The organism is Prauserella aidingensis, assembly GCF_024171865.1.
Classification (GTDB): Bacteria; Actinomycetota; Actinomycetes; order Mycobacteriales; family Pseudonocardiaceae; genus Prauserella; species Prauserella aidingensis.
Genome location: NZ_JAMTCN010000016.1, coordinates 1 through 20627, shown reverse-complemented (window position 1 = coordinate 20627; position 20627 = coordinate 1). Strand labels below are relative to the sequence as shown.

At 70.6% G+C, this 20627-nt stretch carries 18 protein-coding genes and 1 pseudogene; 4 read left to right on the top strand and 15 right to left on the bottom strand.

Translation table 11 applies throughout. The features are described from left to right. The first annotated feature begins 88 nt into the window (after positions 1-88). On the top strand, positions 89-997 hold the full coding sequence (locus tag LY13_RS16315; RefSeq protein ID WP_253829319.1) for an enoyl-CoA hydratase-related protein: 909 nt from the start codon (positions 89-91) through the stop codon (positions 995-997). Between the two features lie 35 nt (positions 998-1032). Here the strand turns inward: LY13_RS16315 and LY13_RS16310 are convergent, their stop codons facing one another. The 6 genes and pseudogenes from LY13_RS16310 to pcaH form a co-directional block, all read right to left on the bottom strand. Next, on the bottom strand, positions 1033-1911 hold the full coding sequence (locus tag LY13_RS16310; protein WP_253829318.1) for an SCO6745 family protein: 879 nt from the start codon (positions 1909-1911) through the stop codon (positions 1033-1035). 110 nt (positions 1912-2021) lie between these two features. Then, positions 2022-3209 (bottom strand): 4-hydroxybenzoate 3-monooxygenase, encoded by a 1188-nt coding sequence (locus LY13_RS16305; RefSeq protein ID WP_253829317.1) that lies wholly within the window; start codon positions 3207-3209, stop codon positions 2022-2024. Between the two features lie 104 nt (positions 3210-3313). After that, positions 3314-3682 (bottom strand): annotated as a pseudogene (gene pcaC, locus LY13_RS16300) (4-carboxymuconolactone decarboxylase); the annotation flags it as partial. A 30-nt stretch (positions 3683-3712) separates the two neighbouring features. Further along, the gene (locus LY13_RS16295; RefSeq protein ID WP_253829316.1) at positions 3713-4897 is read right to left on the bottom strand and encodes a lyase family protein; all 1185 of its coding nucleotides are present in this window, start codon (positions 4895-4897) and stop codon (positions 3713-3715) included. Beyond that, complete coding sequence (gene pcaG, locus LY13_RS16290; RefSeq protein ID WP_253829315.1) at positions 4894-5460, bottom strand: protocatechuate 3,4-dioxygenase subunit alpha; 567 nt, start codon at positions 5458-5460, stop codon at positions 4894-4896. Before pcaG ends, LY13_RS16295 begins: the two co-directional genes overlap by 4 nt. Beyond that, on the bottom strand, positions 5453-6202 hold the full coding sequence (gene pcaH / locus LY13_RS16285; RefSeq protein WP_253829314.1) for a protocatechuate 3,4-dioxygenase subunit beta: 750 nt from the start codon (positions 6200-6202) through the stop codon (positions 5453-5455). Before pcaH ends, pcaG begins: the two co-directional genes overlap by 8 nt. A gap of 69 nt (positions 6203-6271) precedes the next feature. Here pcaH and LY13_RS16280 point away from each other — a divergent pair, with 69 nt between their 5' ends. Continuing rightward, positions 6272-7039 (top strand): IclR family transcriptional regulator, encoded by a 768-nt coding sequence (locus LY13_RS16280; RefSeq protein WP_253829313.1) that lies wholly within the window; start codon positions 6272-6274, stop codon positions 7037-7039. A 72-nt stretch (positions 7040-7111) separates the two neighbouring features. Here LY13_RS16280 and LY13_RS16275 read toward each other — a convergent pair whose 3' ends face one another. Next, the gene (locus LY13_RS16275) at positions 7112-8077 is read right to left on the bottom strand and encodes an Lrp/AsnC family transcriptional regulator (RefSeq protein ID WP_253829312.1); all 966 of its coding nucleotides are present in this window, start codon (positions 8075-8077) and stop codon (positions 7112-7114) included. A gap of 125 nt (positions 8078-8202) precedes the next feature. Between LY13_RS16275 and LY13_RS16270 the strand changes: the two genes are divergently transcribed. Together LY13_RS16270 and LY13_RS16265 are read left to right on the top strand one after the other, a co-directional pair. Continuing rightward, the gene (locus LY13_RS16270; protein ID WP_253829311.1) at positions 8203-9429 is read left to right on the top strand and encodes a metal-dependent hydrolase family protein; all 1227 of its coding nucleotides are present in this window, start codon (positions 8203-8205) and stop codon (positions 9427-9429) included. Continuing rightward, positions 9426-10829 carry a sodium:solute symporter family protein gene (locus LY13_RS16265; protein WP_253829310.1) on the top strand — a complete coding sequence of 468 codons (1404 nt, stop codon included), beginning with the start codon at positions 9426-9428 and terminating at the stop codon, positions 10827-10829. Before LY13_RS16270 ends, LY13_RS16265 begins: the two co-directional genes overlap by 4 nt. Before the next feature lie 108 nt (positions 10830-10937). Here the strand turns inward: LY13_RS16265 and LY13_RS16260 are convergent, their stop codons facing one another. The 8 genes from LY13_RS16260 to LY13_RS16225 all read right to left on the bottom strand — a co-directional run. Next, on the bottom strand, positions 10938-12347 hold the full coding sequence (locus LY13_RS16260; RefSeq protein WP_253829309.1) for a rhamnulokinase: 1410 nt from the start codon (positions 12345-12347) through the stop codon (positions 10938-10940). Between the two features lie 10 nt (positions 12348-12357). After that, entirely contained in the window at positions 12358-14400 is a 2043-nt protein-coding gene (locus LY13_RS16255) for a bifunctional aldolase/short-chain dehydrogenase (protein WP_372493845.1), read from the bottom strand. Between the two features lie 29 nt (positions 14401-14429). Next, on the bottom strand, positions 14430-15596 hold the full coding sequence (gene rhaI, locus LY13_RS16250; RefSeq protein ID WP_253829307.1) for an L-rhamnose isomerase: 1167 nt from the start codon (positions 15594-15596) through the stop codon (positions 14430-14432). Further along, positions 15596-15955 (bottom strand): L-rhamnose mutarotase, encoded by a 360-nt coding sequence (locus LY13_RS16245; protein ID WP_253829306.1) that lies wholly within the window; start codon positions 15953-15955, stop codon positions 15596-15598. The genes rhaI and LY13_RS16245 overlap by 1 nt, the downstream gene beginning before the upstream one ends. Beyond that, positions 15952-17250, bottom strand: a complete 1299-nt coding sequence (locus tag LY13_RS16240) for an MFS transporter (RefSeq protein ID WP_253829305.1) — start codon at positions 17248-17250, stop codon at positions 15952-15954. Before LY13_RS16240 ends, LY13_RS16245 begins: the two co-directional genes overlap by 4 nt. 221 nt (positions 17251-17471) lie before the next feature. Continuing rightward, positions 17472-18509, bottom strand: a complete 1038-nt coding sequence (locus LY13_RS16235) for a LacI family DNA-binding transcriptional regulator (protein WP_253829304.1) — start codon at positions 18507-18509, stop codon at positions 17472-17474. 400 nt (positions 18510-18909) lie between these two features. Beyond that, a complete protein-coding gene (locus tag LY13_RS16230) occupies positions 18910-20004 on the bottom strand; it encodes an ABC transporter ATP-binding protein (protein ID WP_253829303.1) in 1095 nt (364 codons plus the stop codon). A 352-nt stretch (positions 20005-20356) separates the two neighbouring features. Beyond that, the coding region (locus LY13_RS16225; protein ID WP_253829302.1) for a transposase family protein at positions 20357-20627 on the bottom strand (271 nt) is incomplete at its 5' end.

The window sequence follows — 20627 nt, the reverse complement described above, 5'->3', positions numbered from 1 at the left end:
ACCGGAGCTCTTGGAAGGGGCCGGCCGCGCTGCTAGCTTGACCGGGTCCGGGAATCCGCGGCCTGTCGAAGGGGACGGTGGCACGGGAATGGGCGAGTACGCCGAGATCCGCTACGAGGTCGACGGGCCGATCGCCACCGTGACGTTGCACCGACCGGAGCAGCTCAACGCGTTCACGACCACGATGGCACGGGAACTCGTCGACGTGTTCGACCGCGCCGACGCCGACGACGACGTGCGTGTGGTGATCGTGACCGGCGAGGGACGCGGCTTCTGCGCAGGCGCCGACCTGGGCGGCGGCGCCGACACGTTCGACGCGGGCGACGGGGCCGACCGGTGCTCCGTGCACGGCGAGATCGACGGCGTGCCGCGGGACGGCGGCGGCACGGTGTCGTTGCGGATCGCCTCCTGCCGGAAACCCGTGATCGGCGCCGTCAACGGTCCCGCGGTCGGCGTCGGCGTGACGATGACGCTGCCGATGGACATCCGGATCGCCTCCGAGGACGCGCGGTTCGGGTTCGTGTTCGCCCGCCGGGGCATCGTCCCCGAGGCGGCCTCGACGTGGTTCCTGCCGCGGATCGTCGGCATTTCGCAGGCCATGGAATGGGTCGCCACGGGGCGGGTCTTCGACGCCGAGGAAGCACGGGCGGGCGGGCTGGTGTCCCGTGTGGTGCCCGGCGACCGGCTGCTCGCCACCGCGACGGAACTCGCCGCGGAGATCGCCGACAACACCTCGGGGGTGTCGGTGGCGATCGCCCGGCAACTGCTGTGGGGCATGCTCGGCTCGCCCACCCCGTGGGACGCGCATCGTGCCGACTCCCACGCCATGTACGAGCTCGGCGCCGGCGCGGACGCGGCCGAAGGCGTCGCGGCGTTCCTGGAGAAGCGGCCCGCGCGGTTCCCGGGCCGCCCCAGCACCGACGTCCCCGACGCGGTGCCACGCTGGCCCTTGCCGCCGGACGACGTGAGCGGGCCCGGAACCGAACGGCCGAGGTAGGCGGACCACCGACGCGGCCGCGGTGAGGTGCGAGGTCAGCTCCGGGCGGCCGTCGCCATCGGGCCGGACGACGGGTACCCGCCCGCTTCACACACGGCGCGGCCCCACGGGCGCAGGATCTCGATCAGGGTCTGCAGGTCGTCACCGAGCGCGTCGACGATCGGCCGGCACTGGCGGTCCGTCGCGGTTTCCACGGCCTCGCGTTCCGTCCTGCCCCGGTCGGTCAATGCGCCGTCGGCGACCAGGCCGCGGGCGACGAGCCGCTCCTCGGCGGCGTCGAGTTGCTCGGCTCGCCACGCGCGCGAGCGGATGTAGGTGCGCATGGGAAGGCCCCAGTGCAGCTCGGTGAGCAGGCCGATCTCCGTGGCGTCGAACCCGGCGCCGGTCCAGGCGGCGATGTGGGCATCGCCGCGGTACTCCCGCAGCATGTCGCCGAGCCGCCACACGTCGCCGACGGAATCGCCCGGCAGGCCGAGTGACCGTAGCCCCGCGAACAGCGGCTTGCCCTCGGGGCGCAGCGGTTCGACGGCCCGTTCCAGCAGCGACCGCGCTTCGTCGAGCCGGTCGGGGCGCTCGCCGAGGACGCGGACGAGGTGGCGAGTCGCGCCGTCGGTCCGAGCACGGCAGATCGTTGCGGCGTCGGTGAGTGACCAGCCGTGGGTGACGGCGGGGACGACGACCTCGGGATTGAACACAGCGAAGGTCGCCGCGATCACCTCGCCGGGTACCTGGCCCAGGACCGATCCGCGACTGGTGAAGTAGGCGGTCCCGTCCGGATTGGCCACGCCGTCGCGGGAGCCGGGACTGCCGTCGAACCCGAGCGCCTCGTAGGCGTCGTGACACTCCTGCGCGAAGTAGACCTGCCCGGTGACGGGTTCGAGCGCGCCTGCGAGCGCGCGAGCCGGTTCCGCCACCTGTACACCTCCTGGTCATGACACCGCCCGCCTCGGTCGGTGCCGCGGTGGGAAGCCTGTCAGCACGGGGCGTCGAGCTCAAGTCCGATTGCGGGTGCGGGTCCGGGCGGTCATCCGGAGGGCCAGCCCGTGTAGGCCTCCGCGAGATACGTCGCGCCCGCGGTGGATCGCACCACCGAGCGCAGTTCCGCCACCTGGCGCCGCAGGTCGAAGTCGTCGGCCCCGTCGTGGCGGTGCAGCATCGACGTCATCCAGTACGAGAAGTGCTGTGACCGCCAGACCCGGTCGAGCGCGCGGCGCGAGTACTCGTCCAGCGCCGCGTCGTCACCCGCCAGCGCCCGGTCGAGGGTCTCGGCGAGGACGCGCACGTCGGCGAGCGCCAGGTTGAGACCTTTCGCGCCCGTCGGGGGAACGGTGTGGGCGGCATCGCCCGCCAGCACCATGCTGCCGTACCGCATCGGCTCGACGACGTTGCTCCGGAACCGCAGGACCGATTTCCCGGTGATCGGGCCTTCCGTGAGTTCGTGCCCGTTGGCTCCCACTCGGGCCTGCAGTTCCGACCAGATCGCCTCGTCCGACCAGGCGTCGACGTCCTCGTCGGGGTCGCACTGGAAGTACATCCGCTGCGTCGTCTCGGTCCGCTGGCTGATCAACGCGAACCCGCGGTCGGAGTGGTTGTAGATCAGCTCCGGTGCGCTTCTCGGTGCCTCGCAGAGGATGCCGAACCACGCGAAGGGATACTCCTTGCGGTACTGCCGGATCGCGGTGGGAGGGATCGCGTGCCGGCACAGGCTGTGCGAGCCGTCGGCGCCGACGAGGTAGCGGCACCGCACCTCGTGGGCCGTGCCGTCGGCCCCGGTGAACCGGATCGACGGCCGCTCGCCGGTGATGTCGTGCACCGCCGTGTCGCCGACGCCGAACCGCACGTCCCCGCCTGCCGCGGCGCGGGCGTCGGCGAGGTCGACGAACACCTCGGTCTGCGGGTACAGCCACACCGACGCCCCGGCGAGCTCCTGGAAGTCGATGTGGTGCAGCTCCCCGCCGAAGGCCAGGTACGTGCCGCCGTGGCGGTCGCCGTCGGACAGGACCCGGTCGGACACGCCCGTCTCGCTGAGCAGGCGCACGCTGTCGGCTTCGAGGATGCCCGCGCGCACGGTCCGCTCGATCTCCTCGCGGGTGCGGTGGTCGACGACGACCGAGTCGATCCCGCGCCGCGCGAGGAGGTGGGAGAGCATGAGCCCCGCCGGGCCGCCGCCGACGATACCCACGCTCGTCGTGGTGACCTCGCGTGTGCTCATGCGTCGCCGGTCCGTTCGTCGTCTTCCGGAGCCCCTTGCTCGTCCGGGACCCGCTGCTCGTCCAGGACTCGTTGCTCGTCCAGAACTCCTTGCTCGTCCAGAACTCCTTGCTCGTCCAGAACTCGTTGTGCCACGGCGAATCCGTGGTTGGCAGTGGGAACTCCACAGTAGACGGCGCTCTGCAGGATCACCTCGCCGATCTCGTCGGGCGTGAGACCGTTGGTGAGGGCCGCGCGGACGTGCATGGCGAACTCGTCCCAGTGGCCGTGGGCGAGCAGCGCGGTGAGCACCGCGACGCTGCGCATGCGCCGGTCGAGACCGGGACGGGTCCACACGCTGCCCCACGCGTAGCGGGTGATCAGGTCCTGGAAGTCCTCGGTGAAGCCGGTCTTGCGGGCCTCGGCGCGGTCGACGTGCGCGTCGCCGAGGACTTCGCGGCGCACCCGCATGCCGTCGTCGTACGGGTCGGGCATGGACATCTCCCGTCGTGGGTCGGTCGGACGTCAGCGGCGGTGACGGTCGAGGACGGTGTCGACGAACCGCCCGGCGGCACCGAGATAGTCGGCCGGGGCGCCGGTGCCGCCCCGTTCGGCGAGCAGCTGGTCGGCGGCGCCGTCGGCGTGGGCGCGCATCGCGGCGGTGTCGACCTCGAGCCCCTGGACGAGCTCGGTGGTCTGCGACGTGGCCGTGACCGCGAGTTCGAGCAGACGGCGGAGCGCGGGCCATTCGGCGTGCCACGCGCCGTCGGGCCGTTGGTCCACGGCTTGCGCGGCCGCGAGATGCAGCTGCGCACCGAGTTGCGGTGCCTGCAGCGCCGCGCCGCGGACCAGGACGGACAGTACGGGGTTCCGCTTGTGCGGCATGGTCGACGATCCGCCCCGGCCGGGGGAGGAGCCCTCGCGGACCTCGCCGATCTCGGGCCTGCCCAACACGCCGACGTCGGTGGCGACGACCCCGAGCGCATCGCACACGCCGACGAGCGCGTCGCCGACGTCGGTGATCGGCCGTCGGCGGGTGTGCCACGGCAGGTCGGGCCAGCGCAGCCCGAGCTCGGCGGCGAACGCGCGGGCGGTCGCGACCGGGTCGTCGGTGAGGTCGGAGACGAGCGACAGCGTTCCCGCGGCGCCGCCGCACTGGATCGGCAGCCGGCCCCGGAGGTCGCGAACGGTGTCGCGGGCGTCGAGCAGGCCGGTGAGCCACTGCGCCGCCGTCAGTCCGAAGGTGACCGGCACCGCGTACTGCGTGAGGGTGCGGCCCGGCATGACGTCGTCGCGGTGCTGTTCTGCCAGTGCCGCCAGCTGATCCGCGGCGGCGGTGAGGTCCTCGTCCACCCGGTCGACGACGTCCCGGGCCAGCAGGACGAGCGCCGTGTCGAGCACGTCCTGGCTGGTCAGGCCGAGGTGCACGATTGCGGCGAGGCGCTCGTCGGGGACGGCGCCGCGGAGCGCGGCCACGAGGGGGACGACCGGGTTGCCGGAGTTCTCGGCCGCGCGGGCGAGCTCGTCGACGTCGAGGCGTGCCTCCGCGAGTGCTGCGGCGGCGCGAGCGGCGTCGGTGCCGTCGAGCGCCCCCGCCGAGGTGAGTGCGTGCAGCCACGCGATCTCGACCCTGCGCAGAGCCTCGGCCACGGCGACGTCCCCGGTCAGGCCGGCCGCCCGGTGCGCGCCCGGTTCGAGCAGTCCACTCATCCGTCGTGGCCCGCGAACGTCAGGAACACCGTCTCGCCGTCTCCCTGGAGACGGATGTCGTGGCGCAGGCCGCCGTCGGAGTCGCGCATGGCGACCAGTGTGCCCCTGCGTTCCTGCGGCAGCGCGGTGAGCAGCGGGTCGCCGTCGAGGGCGGGCCCGGGGACGTAGATGCGGGTGAACATCCGGTCGAGCAGGCCGCGCGCGAACACGGTCACCGCGAAGTACGCGGCCGCGCCGTGCCGTGCGGGCGCCGGTTCGACGGTCGTGAACGCGTAGCGGCCCGCCGAGTCGGTGGCGGCCCGGCCCCAGCCGGTGAACCGGCCGTCGCGGCGCAGCGACCCCTCGGTGCGGGGGATGCGGCCCGCGGCGTCGGCCTGCCGGATCTCCAGGAGCGCATCCGGTACCGGGGCACCGGCGCCGTCGTACACGGTGCCGTGCAGCCGGATCGTGCCCGCCGCGCCGGGGGGTGCGAGGCGAGGGCCGTCGTCGTATGGGAGGGCGTAGTGGAAGAACGGGCCGACGGTCTGCCCGGGGGTGGGGGCGTCGAGCTCGGGCTCACGCATGGTCGTCCTCCTCCATCGGGGTGGCGTGCGAGCCGGTCAGCACGATGTCCCAGCTGTATCCGGTGGCCCATTCGTGGGTGGTGACGTCGTGGTCGTAGGTGGCGATCAGCCGCCTGCGCGCTCGTTCGTCGGTGATGGACTGGAAGATCGGGTCGAGCGGGAACAGCGGGTCCCCGGGGAAGTACATCTGCGTGACGAGCCGTTGCGTGAATTCCCGGCCGAACAGCGAGAAGTGGATGTGGGCGGGGCGCCAGGCGTTGTCGTGGTTGCGCCACGGGTACGGGCCGGGCTTGATCGTCGTGAACCGGTAGCGGCCCTCGTCGTCGGTGAGGCACCGGCCTGCGCCGTGGAAGTGCGGGTCGAGCGGGGCGGGGTGCTGGTCGCCCTTGTGCACGTAACGTCCGGCGGCGTTGGCCTGCCAGATCTCGACCAGCTGGCCGCGCACGGGGCGTCCCTCGGCGTCGAGCACGCGTCCGGTCACGACCATGCGTTCCCCGATCGGTTCACCCTGCGGGTGCAGCGTCAGGTCCGCCTCGGTCGGGTCCACATCGGACTGGCCGAAGACGGGGGCGGCCAACTCCACGTCCTCAGGGTCGACGGCGAGCGGTTGCTTCGTCGGATGCCGGAGGGTGGAGCTGCGGTACGGGGCGAAGTCCAGGCGGGTCCGGGTCTCGCCGGGCTCCGCCGCGGCGTGGATCCGTGCGATCTCGTCGGAGATGGACCGCTGCGTTGCGGGCGTCATGGGCCACATCGTGCGCCGCAGTGGCGATCAGGGCTAGAGTGGTCTTTCACTGAGTGAAAGGTATGCGCTATGTCCGGCAACGTGTCGACCCCGGGTGCGAGCGTGGTGTCCCGGGTGCTGGCCGTGTTGTACGCGTTCGACAACGGGCACCGCCGACTCGGCGTCACCGACCTGGCGCGGCGGGCGGACCTTCCCGTGCCGACCGTGTACCGCCTGCTGCGGGAACTCGTCGCGGGCGAGGCACTGACCCGCGACGCCGACGGCCGGTACGCGATCGGACGGCGGCTGTGGGACGTGGGCATGCTCGCGCCGGAGCAGACCGAACTCCAGCAGGTCGCATCGCCGTTCCTGAGTGACATCCACGCGGCCACCCGCGCGACCGTCCACCTCGCGGTGCGCGACGGTCGCGAGGTGCTGTACCTGGACCGGCTGTCGGGGCGCGCCTCGGTCCCGGTCGTCAGCCGTGCCGGTTCCCGGCTGCCGTTGCACGCCACCGGCGTCGGCAAGGTGCTGCTCGCGCACGCACCCGCGGAGCTGCAGGACGACTACCTGGCAGCGGAGCTGCGGCGGCCCACGGTGCACACGATCACCCGTCCGGACCGGCTGCGGCGGCAGCTCGCCGCGGTCCGCCGCGAGGGCTGTGCGACGACGGAGGACGAGATGACCCTCGGTGCCTGCTCCATCGCGGTGCCGATCACGAGGGCCGCGGCGCCCGGTGGGGACTCGGAGGTCGTCGCCGCACTCGGCATCGTCGTGCCCACGCTCAAACGGGAACGCACTCGGCTGCTGACCGCGCTGCAGGTAGCCGCCCGCGGCATCGGCCGCAGCATGCCGTGAGCGGTGTGTGTCGAAGGTGCCGCTGGTCCACAATGAACAGAGCGGCGCCTCCGTGCGTCCCGGTTCTCGCCGCTAGCGCCGCGGGGACCAGTAGCGCGTCAGTACCGACAGGACGGTCGACACCTCGAATCCGGTGATGCCGGCGTGTCTGCCGAGGTCGTCGGACAGGAACGTCGCGAGATCGTCCTCGTGGTGGAACAGCCCGTGGTGGAGAACCGACGACGTGCCGGCCACGGTGGTCACGTAGCGCGCGGACTCGTGGCCCGCCAACGAGGTGGCGATGACACGCATCGACGCCGGTGATGTGGCCAGCGAGACCACGGTCTCGAGCGGATAGCCCAGCAACGCCGGCTCGATCTCGACCCGTGGCTGTACGAGGCCGCGATCGAGTACCGACTGGGTCGTGCGGTACGCGGTCGACGCGCTCCTGCCAAGTTCTCGGGCGATTTCAGCGGCGCTGGCCCTGCCGTTGCGATGCAGGACCGTGGCGACGGCACGTTCGTCGTCGTCCATCGGCACGGCCGTGTCGGGCGGCGCTCCGTGGCGGTGCGGGGCGAGCGCCTGTTCCTGAGCCGTCGTCAGCCGGTGCAGCCGCCACGTCGAGCCCGAGACGTATCGGTGCAGACCGAGTTCCGAATGCGTCGTGGCGATGCCGGGAATCGATGGCAGTGTCACGGCCAGCAGGTCGGCCGCCGCGTCGCGCCGCCGCGGGTGCAGGATGCAGTAGACGTCGGCGCGTCCCGTCGTCGATGCGACGAACTGCGCCTCGGGTAGATCCGCGACCGCCGCCGCGACGTCGCGCGCGTGACCGGGTGCCGTGGAGATCCACACGTGGTGTGGGGTCGCGCCGTCCAGCCACCAGGGGACCTGGCCGACGACGCGCAGCCCGTAGCGCTCGCGCAGCCTCGTCAGCCGCCTGCTGACGGTGCCCGTCGAGACCCCCAGAGTCGTCGCGAGCACCTGCATGCTCGCCCGTGGCGCCAGCTGCAGCGCCGCGACGAGGTCGAGGTCATCGGGCTCGAGTGTCTCCGCCAACATGTCCTGTTTCTAACACGGAAGGGCTGTGTGAACGATCTGCTCCATCTGTGGCGACATATTGACAGAAACAATTCAGCCATCGAAGGTTCTCGGTCATATTCGCCTGCCGATCGGAGGTTTGCCCGATGACCGCAACTCTCCTCGTCCGTGACGCCCTGCTGCTCGAGGCCGACACGGGCGAGTACCGCCGCGCCGACCTGCGCTGCGAGAACGGAAGGGTGGTCGACGTCGACGACCGCATCGAGTCCGCGGCCGACGTCCCCGTGCTGGACGCCCGCGGCGGATACGTGCTGCCGGGGCTGATCGACTGCCACGTGCACGTCCTCGCCTTCAGCGGCAACCTCTCCGTCGTCGCCGACGCGCCGCCGACCTATGTCACGGCCGGAGCCGTCCGCAACATGGGCGCGATGCTCGACCGCGGGTTCACGACGGTCCGCGACACCGGCGGAGCCGACTTCGGCCTGGCTCGCGCGCGGGAGGAGGGCCTCATCCGCGGGCCGCGACTGTTCTACGGCGGCAAAGCGCTCAGCCAGACGGGCGGTCACGGTGACAAACGGACCGTCGAGGAGAACCACGTGGACGGGCACCCGTGCTGTTCGGGCACCGGCAAGGTCGTCGACGGTGCCGACGAGGTACGCAAGGCCGTTCGCGAGGAGCTGCGGCGCGGCGCTCACCACCTGAAACTGCACGCCTCCGGTGGAGTGTCGTCGTTGGGGGACCGGATCGGTTCGACGCAGTACTCCATGGACGAACTGTGCGCGGCCGTCGAGGAGGCCGAGGCGGCGGGCCGCTACGTCACGGTGCACGCCTATCCGCCGCAGGCGATCAACCGCGCGCTCGAGGCGGGTGTGCACTGTGTCGAACACGGCAACCTGCTCGACGATCGCACGGTGGAACTGCTGCTCGAACGCGACGCCTTCCTGGTGCCTACGCTCGTCACTTACTTCGCGCTGCAGGAGGAGGGTCGGGAGCACGGGCTGCCGCAGGCCAGCTGGGACAAGGTCGGCGAGGTGCTCGACAACGGCCTCGTCGCACTGGAGAGGGCGTCGCGTGCGGGTGTTCGGCTGGCCTACGGTTCCGACCTGCTCGGCGGCATGCAGCGGCGGCAGAACGAGGAGTTCCGCATCAGGGCCCAGGTGCAGTCGCCGCTCGAAGTGATCCGCGCCGCGACGACCAACGCGGCCGCACTGCTCGGCGTGAGCGGGGAACTCGGCACTCTCGTACCGGGCGCGTACGCCGATCTCGTCGTTCTCGATGACGACCCGCTCGCTGATGTCACCGTGCTGGCCGATCCCGCGAACATCCGGACGGTCGTGCAGGGCGGGCGCGTGGTCAGGGGTGTCGACGTATGAAAGACGCGGTGATTCTCGGGTCGATCTGCGCGTACGTCGCCGTAATGGTCCTGATCGGCGTCTGGGCGGCGCGGAAAGTGCGAAACAACCATGACTTCCTGCTCGCCGGGCAGCGACTCGGCAGGCTCGTGCTCACCGGCACGTTGCTGGCCACGTGGACGGGCGCCGGCACGATCATGGGGCGTGCGTCGTTCTCCTACACCTACGGTCCGCTGGCGAGCATCTTCTACAGCATCGGCGCGCCGCTCGGCATCCTGATCATGTACCTGTTCCTCGCCAAGCGCGTCCGCGAGCACAGCAAGTACACGGTTCCCGAGCTCATGCATCAACGTTACGGCCGCACCGTGCGTATCGTCACCGCTGTCGCGATCGTGATCGCCTACAGCGCCATCGTGTCCGAGCAAGTGCGCGGACTCGGCTACATCCTGCACCTCACGACCGGCTTTCCCGAGGGCGTCGCGAAGGCCGTCGGGCTTCTGGTGATCGTGTTCCTCGCGTTCAGCGGCGGCCTGATCTCGGTGGCCTATACCGACGCGCTCAGTGCACTGCTCATCACGATCGGCCTCGTAGGTGCGTTCGTCTTCGTGCTCGTCACCCTCGGTGGTTTCGGCGGACTGGCCGAGCGTCTTCCCGAGGACCACATGACCTGGAGCGGCGGACTCACACCGATCCAGCTGCTCGGCTTCATTCTGCCGACCCTCTTGTTGATCCTGGGCGACCAGAACATGTACCAGCGCTTCTCCGCCGCGCAGAGCCCGGATACGGCAAAACGGTCGACGGTCGGCTTTTTGGTTGGTGACCTATTGTTCTACGGTGCGGTCATCGTCATTGCCTCGGGTGCGGCAGTGTTGCTGCCGGCGATCCAACCGGACACGGCGGTGCTGCAGTTGTCGACGGAATCGTTGCCCGTGGCACTCGGTGCGATTATGCTCATGGCCGCGACCGCGTTCATCATCACGACCGGCAACTCGTACCTGCTTTCGTCCGCGGGGAACCTCGTCCGCGACATCTACGGTTCGCTCTCTCGCAAGCAACGAAGTTCCCGCAGAGAACTCGTGCTGACGAGAATGACGATCGTCGGGCTTGCCGCCGCGGCCTTCCTGATCGGGGAGTTCTTCCCCGGGGTACTCGAGATCCAGGTGTTCGCGTACACGATGTACGGCGCCGTGGTGACGCCGTCGCTGCTCGCGACGTTCCTGTGGCGGCGCGTCACGGCCACGGGTTGTATCGCCTCGATGGTCACCGGGATCGTCGCCACCGTCGGATGGGAGTTCGGGCTGGACAAGCCGTTCGACTGGAACAGCGTTCTCGTCGCGCTGCCGCTGTCGGTGCTAGCGCTCGTGATCGGGAGTCTGCTGATCCGACCGCGTACCGCCGCCGAATCCGCGGTGTCCGCATGAGCAGCTGAGCGGTACGCGGTGAGCCGGGTCTGCGAACGACGGTCTCCGTCGCCGTGCCCCGTGCAATCGGTGACGGAGACCGTTACGCCACCCCGCGCCGGCGGCGCGTCACGAGGGCACGTACGTCGTCAGGTCGTGGGTGCGGCGCACGAGGCCGCGGAGGTCGGCCAGGTCGCCGTGGACCAGACCCGCGGCACGTGCCTGGACCAGGACGTTGCCCGTGGCCGTCGCCTCGACCGGGCCCGCGACGACGGGGCGGCCCGTGCGCTCGGCGGTGAGCCGGCACAGCAGCGTGTTGCGGCAGCCTCCGCCGACCATGTGCACCACCGGCACCGCACGGCCCGTCAGCTTCTCCGCCGTGGTGATCGTCCGGGCGTAGGCCTCGGCGAGGCTCTCCAGGATGCAGCGCACGAACTCCGCGCGGGTCGCGGGAACGGGCAGGTCGTGTTCGGACAGCCATGCCGCGATCCTTGCCGGCATGTCGCCGGGCGGCAGGAATCGCTCGTCGTCGGTGTCGAACACCGGAACCCGTCCCGGTGGCACGTCCGCGGCCTGCGCGAGCACTGTGGACAGTTCGACGGCGGGGTCGCTGCGGCGCCAGTGCGCCACGGACTCGCTGAGCAGCCACAGTCCCGTGACGTTGTGCAGGTACCGGATCCGGCCGTCGACGCCCAGCTCGTTGGTGAACCCGGCCGCGCGTGACTCCTCCGACAGCACCGGTTCGTCGAGCTCGACACCCACGAGCGACCACGTGCCGCACGAGATGTAGGCGAACGCCTCCTCGGCGGCGGGCACGGCCGCCACCGCCGACGCAGTGTCGTGCGAACCGACCGCCGTGACGCGGATCCGGTGCCCGTCCCGCACCTCGGTCTCGCCGATCGTGTCTCCGGGGGAGACGAGGGGAGGGAACAGGAAGCGGTCGAGGCCGAGCCGCCCCAGCAGCGCCTCGTTCCATGCCCCTCCGCCGGGGGTGAGCAGGCCGGTGGTCGAGGCGTTCGTGCGTTCGGCCACCTGCACGCCCGTGAGCCAGTACGCCAGCAGGTCCGGGAGCAACAGCATGCGCTCCGCGACGTCGAGCAGCCCCGCACGCCGGTCCGCGGCCAGCTGGAACAGCGTGTTGAACGGCAGGTGCTGGAGCCCGTTGTGCCGGTACAGCTCCTCGGGTCCGGCGATCGCGTGGACGTCGCGGACACCGTCGGCGGTCCGCGTGTCGCGGTAGTGATACGGAACGCCGAGCAGCGTGCCCGCGCGCAGCAGCCCGTAGTCGACGGCCCACGAGTCGATGCCGACACTCAGCAGGCCGGGCGCGCGGATCGCGGCCTCGGCCACGCCCTCCCGCAACCGTCGGTACAGCTCGAGAATGTTCCAGTGCAGCCCGTCGGGCGTGCGCACCGGCTCGTTGTCGAACCGAACGACGGTCTCCAGCCGGAGTTCGTGGTCGCCGACGTGACCGAGCATGACCCGGCCGCCCGACGCGCCCAGGTCGACCGCGGCGACGCTCCCGTGGGCAGTGCTCACCGGCCCCTCCTCACCGCAGGAACGCCGCGGCGACGCCCGCGTCCACCGGCACGTGCAGCCCCGTCGTGTGGCTCAGGTCCCCGCCGGTCAGCGCGAACACGGCGCCCGCGACGTGCTCGGGCAGCACCTCGCGTTTGAGCAGCGTGCGCTGGGCGTAGAACGCGCCGAGTTCGGACTCCAGCACGCCGTAGACCTTCGCGCGTTCGGCACCCCAGCCGCCCGCGAAGATGCCGGAGCCGCGCACGACCCCGTCGGGGTTGACGCCGTTGACCCGGATGCCGTGCTCGCCCAGTTCGGCGGCCAGCAGCCGCACCTGATGCGCCTGGTCGGCCTTGGTCGCCGAGTAGGCGATGTTGTTCGGCCCCGCGACGACGCTGTTCTTCGACACGACGTACACGAGGTCGCCGCCCAGGCCCTGTGTGATCAGCACCTCCGCGGCCGCACGGCTGACCAGGAACGACCCCTTGGCCATCACGTCGTGCTGCCGGTCCCAGTCCTCGGCCGTGGTCTCCAGCAGCGGCTTCGACAGCGACATTCCGGCGTTGTTGACCACCAGGTCCAGTCCGCCGAACGCCAGCACGGCCTTCCGCACGGCCTCGGCGACACCGGCCTCGTCGGTGACGTCGGCCTGCACACCGACGGCGACGTCCGGCGACCCGAGTTCCTCGGCGGCCGCCGCGGCCGTGTCGGCGTCGAGGTCGGCGATCACGACCGTGGCACCCTCCGCGGCGAGGCGCTGCGCCGTGGCCTTGCCGATGCCCGACGCCGCGCCGGTGACGAGTGCGACGCGCGTGGCCAGCGGTTTCGGCGCGGGACGCCTGCGGAGCTTGGCCTCTTCGAGCTCCCAGTACTCGATGCGGAACTTCTCCGACTCGTCGATGGGCCGGTAACTCGAGATCGCCTCGGCACCGCGCATCACGTTGATCGCGTTGACGTAGAACTCGCCCGCCACCCGCGCGGTCTGCTTGTCGCCGCCGTAGCTGAACATGCCGACGCCGGGCACGAGCACGATCGCCGGGTCGGCGCCGCGCATCGGGGGCGAATCCGCCGTCGCGTGCCGCCGGTAGTACTCGGCGTAGTCCTCGCGGTAGCGGGCGTGCAGTTCGCGCAGCCGCTGCGCCGATTCCTCGACCGTTGCGGTCGCGGGCAGGTCGAGCACGAGCGGCTTGACCTTCGTGCGTAGGAAATGGTCCGGACAGCTGGTCCCCAGCTCGGCGAGACGTGGGTGTTCGGCACGCGACAGGAACTCCAGCACCTCGGGACTGTCCGTGACATGGCCGACCTGCCGCCGGTCCGTGCTCACCAGGCCGCGAATGATCGGTGCGAGCGCGGCGGCCTTCGCGCGGCGCTGCTCCTCCGGCAGCGGCTCGTAACCGTCGAGCACGGGGCCGAACGGTTCGGGGTTGCCGTGCTCGGCGATGTACGCCGCGGCGGTGTCGATCATCCACAGCGAGTTCCGCTCGCACTCGTCGCTCGTGTCGCCCCACGCCGTGATGCCGTGGCCGCCGAGCACCACGCCAACCGCATCCGGATGCTCCCGCTTGATGTCGGCGATGTCCTGACCGAGCTGCCATCCGGGACGGCGCCACGGCACCCACACCACCGCGCCGCCGAAGATCTTCTCCGTCAGCGCGGGACCGTCGACGGCGGTGGCGATCGCGATGCCGCTGTCTGGGTGGAGGTGGTCGACGTGGCAGGCGTCGACGAGTCCGTGCATCGCCGTGTCGATCGACGGGGCCGCACCGCCCTTGCCGTGCAGCGTGTAGTCGAACGCCGCGACCATCTCGTCCTCGCGGTCGAGTCCGGGGTATACGGCGCGCAGTGCCTGCAGCCGGTCCAGCCGCAGCACCGCGAGACCCTGCTCGGTGAGCGTGCCGAGATCGCCGCCCGATCCCTTGACCCACAACAGGTCCACGGGATCTCCGGTGACCGGGTCGACATCCGTGCCTTTCGCGGAGGCGTTGCCGCCCGCGAAGTTGGTGTTCTTCGGATCGGAACCGAGGCGGTTGCTGCGAGCCAGCAGGTCGGCCACGACGGAATCGGCTGTGGTCACGGTGTTCTCCTTCGCTGTACGACCGTCGCTCATGCGCCCCAGCCCGCCTGCGTGCCACCGACCCGCTGCTCGGCGAGTCGCCGCTGGTGTCCCGACTCGGCGTACGCGCGCATCGGGTCGGCGGGCAGTCCCCGGGATTCCCGCCATGCGGCCAGCTCCCCGCGCACGTCGGTCTGGAACGCGTCCATCAGCACCTCGTTGGCGGCCAGCACGTCGTGGGATGCCTGCGCCTTCTCCAGCGCGGCGCGGTCGACGAGCAGCGCCCGCGCCGTCATCTCCTGCACGTTGAGGACCGAACGGATCTGTCCGGGAATCTTCTCCTCGATGTTGTGGCACTGGTCGAGCATGAACCGCACCGGCGAGCCCTCAGCCAGCCCGCCTCCCACGACGACCTCGTGCAGGATGCGGAACAACTGGAACGGGTCCGCCGCGCCGACGATCAGGTCGTCATCGGCGTAGAACCGGGAGTTGAAGTCGAACGAACCCAGCCTGCCGAGCCGCAGCAGCTGCATGACGATGAACTCGACGTTCGTTCCGGGGGCGTGGTGACCGGTGTCCAAACACACCAGTGCGCGGTCGCCGAGTGCGCTGACCTGGGCGAGCGACGTGCCCCAGTCCGGCACGTCGGTGTGGTAGAAGGCGGGCTCGAAGAACTTGTACTCGAGCACCAGCCGCTGGTGCGGTGCGAGCCGCTCGTAGATCGTGGCCAACGACTCGGCGAGGCGATCCTGCCTGGTACGCAACGAATCCTGGCCCGGATAGTTGGTGCCGTCGGCCAGCCAGATCTTCAGATCCGTCGACCCGGTGGCGTGCATGATGTCGAGACACCGGAAATGTGCGTCGATCGCCTTCTGCCGGATGCGCGCGTCGGAGTGGGTCAGGCTGCCGAACTTGTAGTCCTCGTCCTGGAACGTGTTCGAGTTGATCGTGCCGAGCTCGACCCCGAGTTCCCGGGCGCGGCGGCCCAGCGCGGCGTAGTCGTCGACCGTGTCCCACGGAATGTGCAGCGCGACGGTCGGGGCGAGGCCGGTCAGCTCGTGGACCGTGGCGGCGTCGGCGATTTTTTCCTCGGGGGTGCGAGGGGTGCCCGGAGTGGAGAAGACCTTGAACCGGGTACCGGAGTTGCCGAACGCCCAGCTGGGCAGTTCGATGGCCTGCCGGGCGAGGGTGTCGGTGATGTCGGCGAAGCGGGGCATTACGCGCCATTCCCTTCCTGCGGGGGAGTGATCTCCGGCAGCTGGTCCTCGAGGTGGAAGACCTCGTCGAGCGCTGCGGCGGTCCGGTCGGGACGGCCGTCGCCGACGAAGAACTCGCTCATCTCGGCCTCCCACCGGGCGGCGACCTCCGAGCGGGCGAGGTAGGCGTCCGAGCGTTCCACCGACTCGGTTTCGTAGTAGCCGATGAGCAGGCCGTCCTCGCGGAGGAAGAGCGAGTAGTTGCGCCTGCCGGACGCCTCGATCTCCCTGAGCATCTCGGGCCACACGGCGGCGTGCCTGCGGCGGTACTCGTCGATCCGGTCCGGTGCGACCTGCAGCTGGAAGCAGACCCTGATCACGAGCGCACCGCCAGGTCGTCCTCGGAGGACGGGCCGTACCGTTCCCGCTCGATGTCCTGCAGAGTCCTGCCCCGAGTGTTCGGTGCGCCGATCGTGCCCACGAGTAGCGCGACGGCCAGCAGTCCCAGGATGATGACGCCGACGCCCTCGAGGCCGAGGCCGGTGAGCATCATCGGGAACCACACACTCAGCAGGCCGACGACGATGCGCGCGGACAGGAACAGCACTCCCTGGGCACTCGCGCGGTACTGCGTGGCGAACAGTTCGCTGGTCCACAGTCCGTAGAACGCCTGCGCGCCGATACCGGAGGAGACGCCCCAGCCGATCGCGAAGAACAGCAGTGTGGCCGTGCCGGGCGGGGCGTAGATGAGTGCGGCCCACGCGACGATGCCGAGCGCTGCCCCCGAGAAGTACAGCCACCGCCTGTTCACGCGGTCGGCGAGGAGCATGAATCCGAGGTAGGTCGTCACGCTCGTACAGCCCCAGACCACGACCTGCAGCAGGTACTGCTGGGTGACCTCGGTGAAGCCCGCGGCGTCGTACACGCGCGGCTGGAAGATGCCCGCCTGGCCCGCGACCGCGTTCCACAGCGCGTAGACGCCGAACAGGAACAACAGCGCGGTGACGTTGACGCGGGTGGTCAGCAGTCCGCGCAAGCTGGACAGGAACGTGACCTGTTTGCCGGAGGTGGTGCGGTTCGTCCAGATCGTGGATTCGGCCAGGCCCCGGCGCACCCACCAGGTGATCGCGGCGACGACGAACAGGTGCGCGAAGATCAGCCTGCTGCCGAGCAGCCCGAGCGGAACGAGGGCCGCGGCCAGCAGATAACCGACCATGGGGCCGAGCGACCACGCCAGTTGCGCGGTGCCGACGTGCGCCGCTCTGCGGTCGGCGGGTGCCTCCTCGGCGATGTAGGTCCAGGAGGCCGTCACGCCGGCGCCGACCGCGATGCCGGTCAGCACGAACGCGACGAGCAGCATCGCGAACGACGAGGCGAAGACGGCCAGCAGCGAGCCGAGCATGAACAGCAGCAGGTCGTAGGTGTAGATGAACTTCCTGCCGTAGCGGTCGCACAGCGGACCGCCGATGGCGGCGCCCGCCGCCGCGCCGAAGGCGTTGGCGCTGAGCGAGGCGAGCAGGCCGACGGCCAGGTCGTCGAGTCCGAAGTGCTCCTGCCAGAGGCTCAGGCTCGTCGCGATCGCGATGATCGAGCCCGCCTCGATGTAGTTGGACATGGCCACGGCGATCGTCGCTCGCCAGCCTGTCGTGCGTCGTGCTCCCACGCGGACCGTCATTGGTCCTCCCGCTTCAGCCGCCGTTGGTTGAATCGTTTCAAGGCACTGTAGGGGACCACGACCGTGTGAACAAGGCCCGGATCCGGAGGAGGGGTACGGCCGCCGTCGGCGGGTGCAGCAGGGGTCGGTCGGTGTGGCTGCGTCCGCGGGTACGGGGCGTCGGCCGGTGTGGCTGCGTCTCCCCTGGGGTGGGCTCCGCCCGGCGGCGGACGAGACCTGCGTCAGTGGCGGGTGATGCTGGAGCGCCGCACGACCAGCTCGGGGGCGAACTCCACGTTCTCGTGGACGTGCTGCTCGTCGCCCGCGATCTCGCGCACCAGCAGTTCCGTCGCGGTGGCGCCCATCTGGGCGGCGGGTTGGCGGACGGACGTGAGCGGCACGGCGGCGGCCGCGGCGAAGTCGATGTCGTCGTAGCCGACGAGCGCGATGTCATCGGGTACGGCGACGCCCGCCGCGACGAGGGTCTGGAGCACGCCGAGGGCGATGAGGTCGTTGGCGCAGAACACGCCCGTGGGGCGCGGGCTCCGTCCGAGCAGGCGGGAACCGGCGTCCCGGCCCGCCTCGACGTCGAGGCGTTCGGCCTCGACGACGGTGACGGTGTCGTGGTCGACGCCCGCCTCGTCGCAGGCCTGGAGGGCGCCGGTGCGTCGGTCGCGGCACTGGGGCAGCGACATCGGCCCGCTCAGGTAGGCGATGTCGCGGTGGCCCTGTTCGAGCAGGTGGCCGACCGCGAGCCTGCCGCCGGTGACGTCGTCGACGGACACGGAACAGGCCTCGTCGCCGGAGGCGACGCGGTCGAGGAAGACGTACGGGATCCCGTGTCTGCGCAGCACGGACAGCGACGTCGCGGAGCTGTCGGTCGGCGTCACGAGGGCGCCGCGGACCCGTTGCTCGGCGAACAGGCCCAGGTAGAACTCCTCCGCGGCGAGGTCCTGGGAGCTGTCGCAGAGCATGACGCCGAGGCCGTCGGCGCGGGCGGCCTGCTCGGCGCCGTGAGCCATGCCGCCGAAGAACGGGTTGCGCATGTCCAGCGCGAGCAGGCCGAGCATGCGACTCTGGCCCGCGCGCAGTTGGCGGGCCGATTCGCTGCGCACGTAGCCGAGCTTCTCGACGGCCCGCATCACCCGCGCGTGCGTGTCGGCGGAGAGCAGTTCAGGGTGGTTCAGGGCGTTGGACACCGTCGCGACCGACACGTCGGCGGCCCGGGCGACGTCCTTGATGCTGACCCCACGGGAGCGGTTACCGGGTCGGTCCGTCACCCCGACTCCCGCCTGCAGTGCCGCGGTCACGGCGGTGCGTGCCGGTGTATCCGTTCATGATCGGACCATAACCCATTTGAATCGTTTTGATCTCGCTGCCGCGCCGACACCGCGTGCGTGTGCAACACCGGCACCGGCGCCGTGTCCGAGCCCGTGTCGTGGATTCGCGACGTCATGGGGCCACGCACGCGGCGATCCTCGACGCGTTCCGGCTCTGCCGGACGTGGTGACCGGGCCGACGCGGCTCCGTGCTCGTGGCCGCCCACCTCGTACGGCGGTGAGCGGCCACGAGCGGTGTGCCGTCGCTGCGGTGTACGGCGGCCCGGCAAGGTCCGGCTGGGTCGTGGTCGCGCGGCGCGCTGCGGCGTTGTCCGGGTGGGCGGTGGCAGTGCGTGTGCGGTCAGCCCGCGGCCGGCAGTCGCAGCCCGGTCTCCGGGTGGAAGGCGTGCACCTCGTCGGGACTGGTGATCGCGACCCGGACGGTCTCGCCGAGTCGCGGCGGCGTGCGGCCGTCGGCGCGGACGACGAACCGTTCCGGGTGCTCGCCGAGCCGGACCGTGCCGTGGACGTAGGCGTCCGCACCGAGTTCCTCGACGAGCTCCACCGTCATCGCCGCTCCGTCCTCCCCGGAGCCGGCGAGTCGCAGAGACTCCGGCCGCACGCCCAGCGTCAGGGTGTCGCCCGCGGCGGCGAGAGTGTCCCTGGGGAGCGGCACGTCGAGTCCGTCGAGGTGGGCGCCGTCCGCGGCCACGGACACCGTCTTGAGATTCATCGCGGGGGAGCCGATGAACCCGGCGACGAACGCGTTGGTGGGGCGCTCGTACAGGTTGCGCGGGGTGTCGCACTGCTGCAGCGCGCCGTCCTTCAGCACAGCCACGCGATGCCCCATCGTCATCGCCTCGATCTGGTCGTGGGTGACGTAGATCGTGGTGGTGCCGAGGCGGTTCTGGAGCGAGGCGATGTTGGCCCGGGTCTCGACGCGCAACTTCGCGTCCAGGTTGGACAGTGGCTCGTCCATCAGGAACACCGACGGTTCCCGCACGATGGCCCTGCCCATGGCGACCCGCTGCCGCTGCCCGCCGGAGAGGGCCTTCGGTTTGCGGTCGAGATAGGCGGTGAGATCGAGCAGCTCCGCGGCCTGTCGCACCCGGTCGGCCGCGCTCGCCTTCGACTCGCCCTTGAGTTTCAGCGCGAAACTCATGTTCTCCGCGACCGTCATGTGCGGATAGAGCGCGTAGGACTGGAACACCATGGCGATGTCGCGGTCCTTCGGAGGCGTGTCGGTGATGTCCCGGTCGTCGATCTGGATCGCACCCTCGTCGACGTCCTCCAGACCGGCGAGCATGCGCAACGCCGTGGACTTGCCGGACCCCGACGGGCCGACCAGGACCAGGAACTCACCGTCGGCCACGGTCAGGTCGAGCGTGTCGACAGCGCGCACCGGAGGGGAGCCCGGGTACAGCCGGGATGCGTTCCGGTACCTGACCTCTGCCATGGAAACCACCTTTCGCCGTGGGCGCCGGCCTCCTTCGGCCGGTCGCCGCGGGGGTTGCCGCCCGGCGGGCCCGCCGACCTCGTTCCGCTGCAGCACCACCTTCATCGTGTCGACGACGGAGGCGGCCGCGGTGGCGCCAATGTTCGCAGTCGTTCAGCACGAAGTCCAGGCCGCCGATTCCGCACAGTCGGTCGCACGCCGGTAGTCGCCGGTTGAGCGAAAGTTTCGTTCCCTCCACGGTTCCGAAACCGGCCCCGGTGGGAGGGAGTTGACGTTCACCCTCCAGCGATCGATTCCGCCGCGAGCGTCGTCGTGAATTCAATGACCGCCACTGAGTTGATCTCAGCGAGTTTCAGGTCGGCCGGTGTTCGAGGTGAGTGAGGGCGAGTGCGGCTTGGATGATGCTGCCGATCTTGCTGGGGCTGGCGGTGATCCGTTGTAAGGTGCGCCAGCGGCCGGTGAGCAGGGCGAATCCGCGTTCGCCGAGGCAGCGCAGCCTGCGTAGCAGGGCGTTGTAGGTGCGGTTGTCGGCATCGAGGACTTGGTTGCCGGGTGGGTGTTTGATCGGGGTGTGCACTCCGATTCCGGTGCCTTCGTAGCCGCCGTCGGCCAGGGTCGGCAGC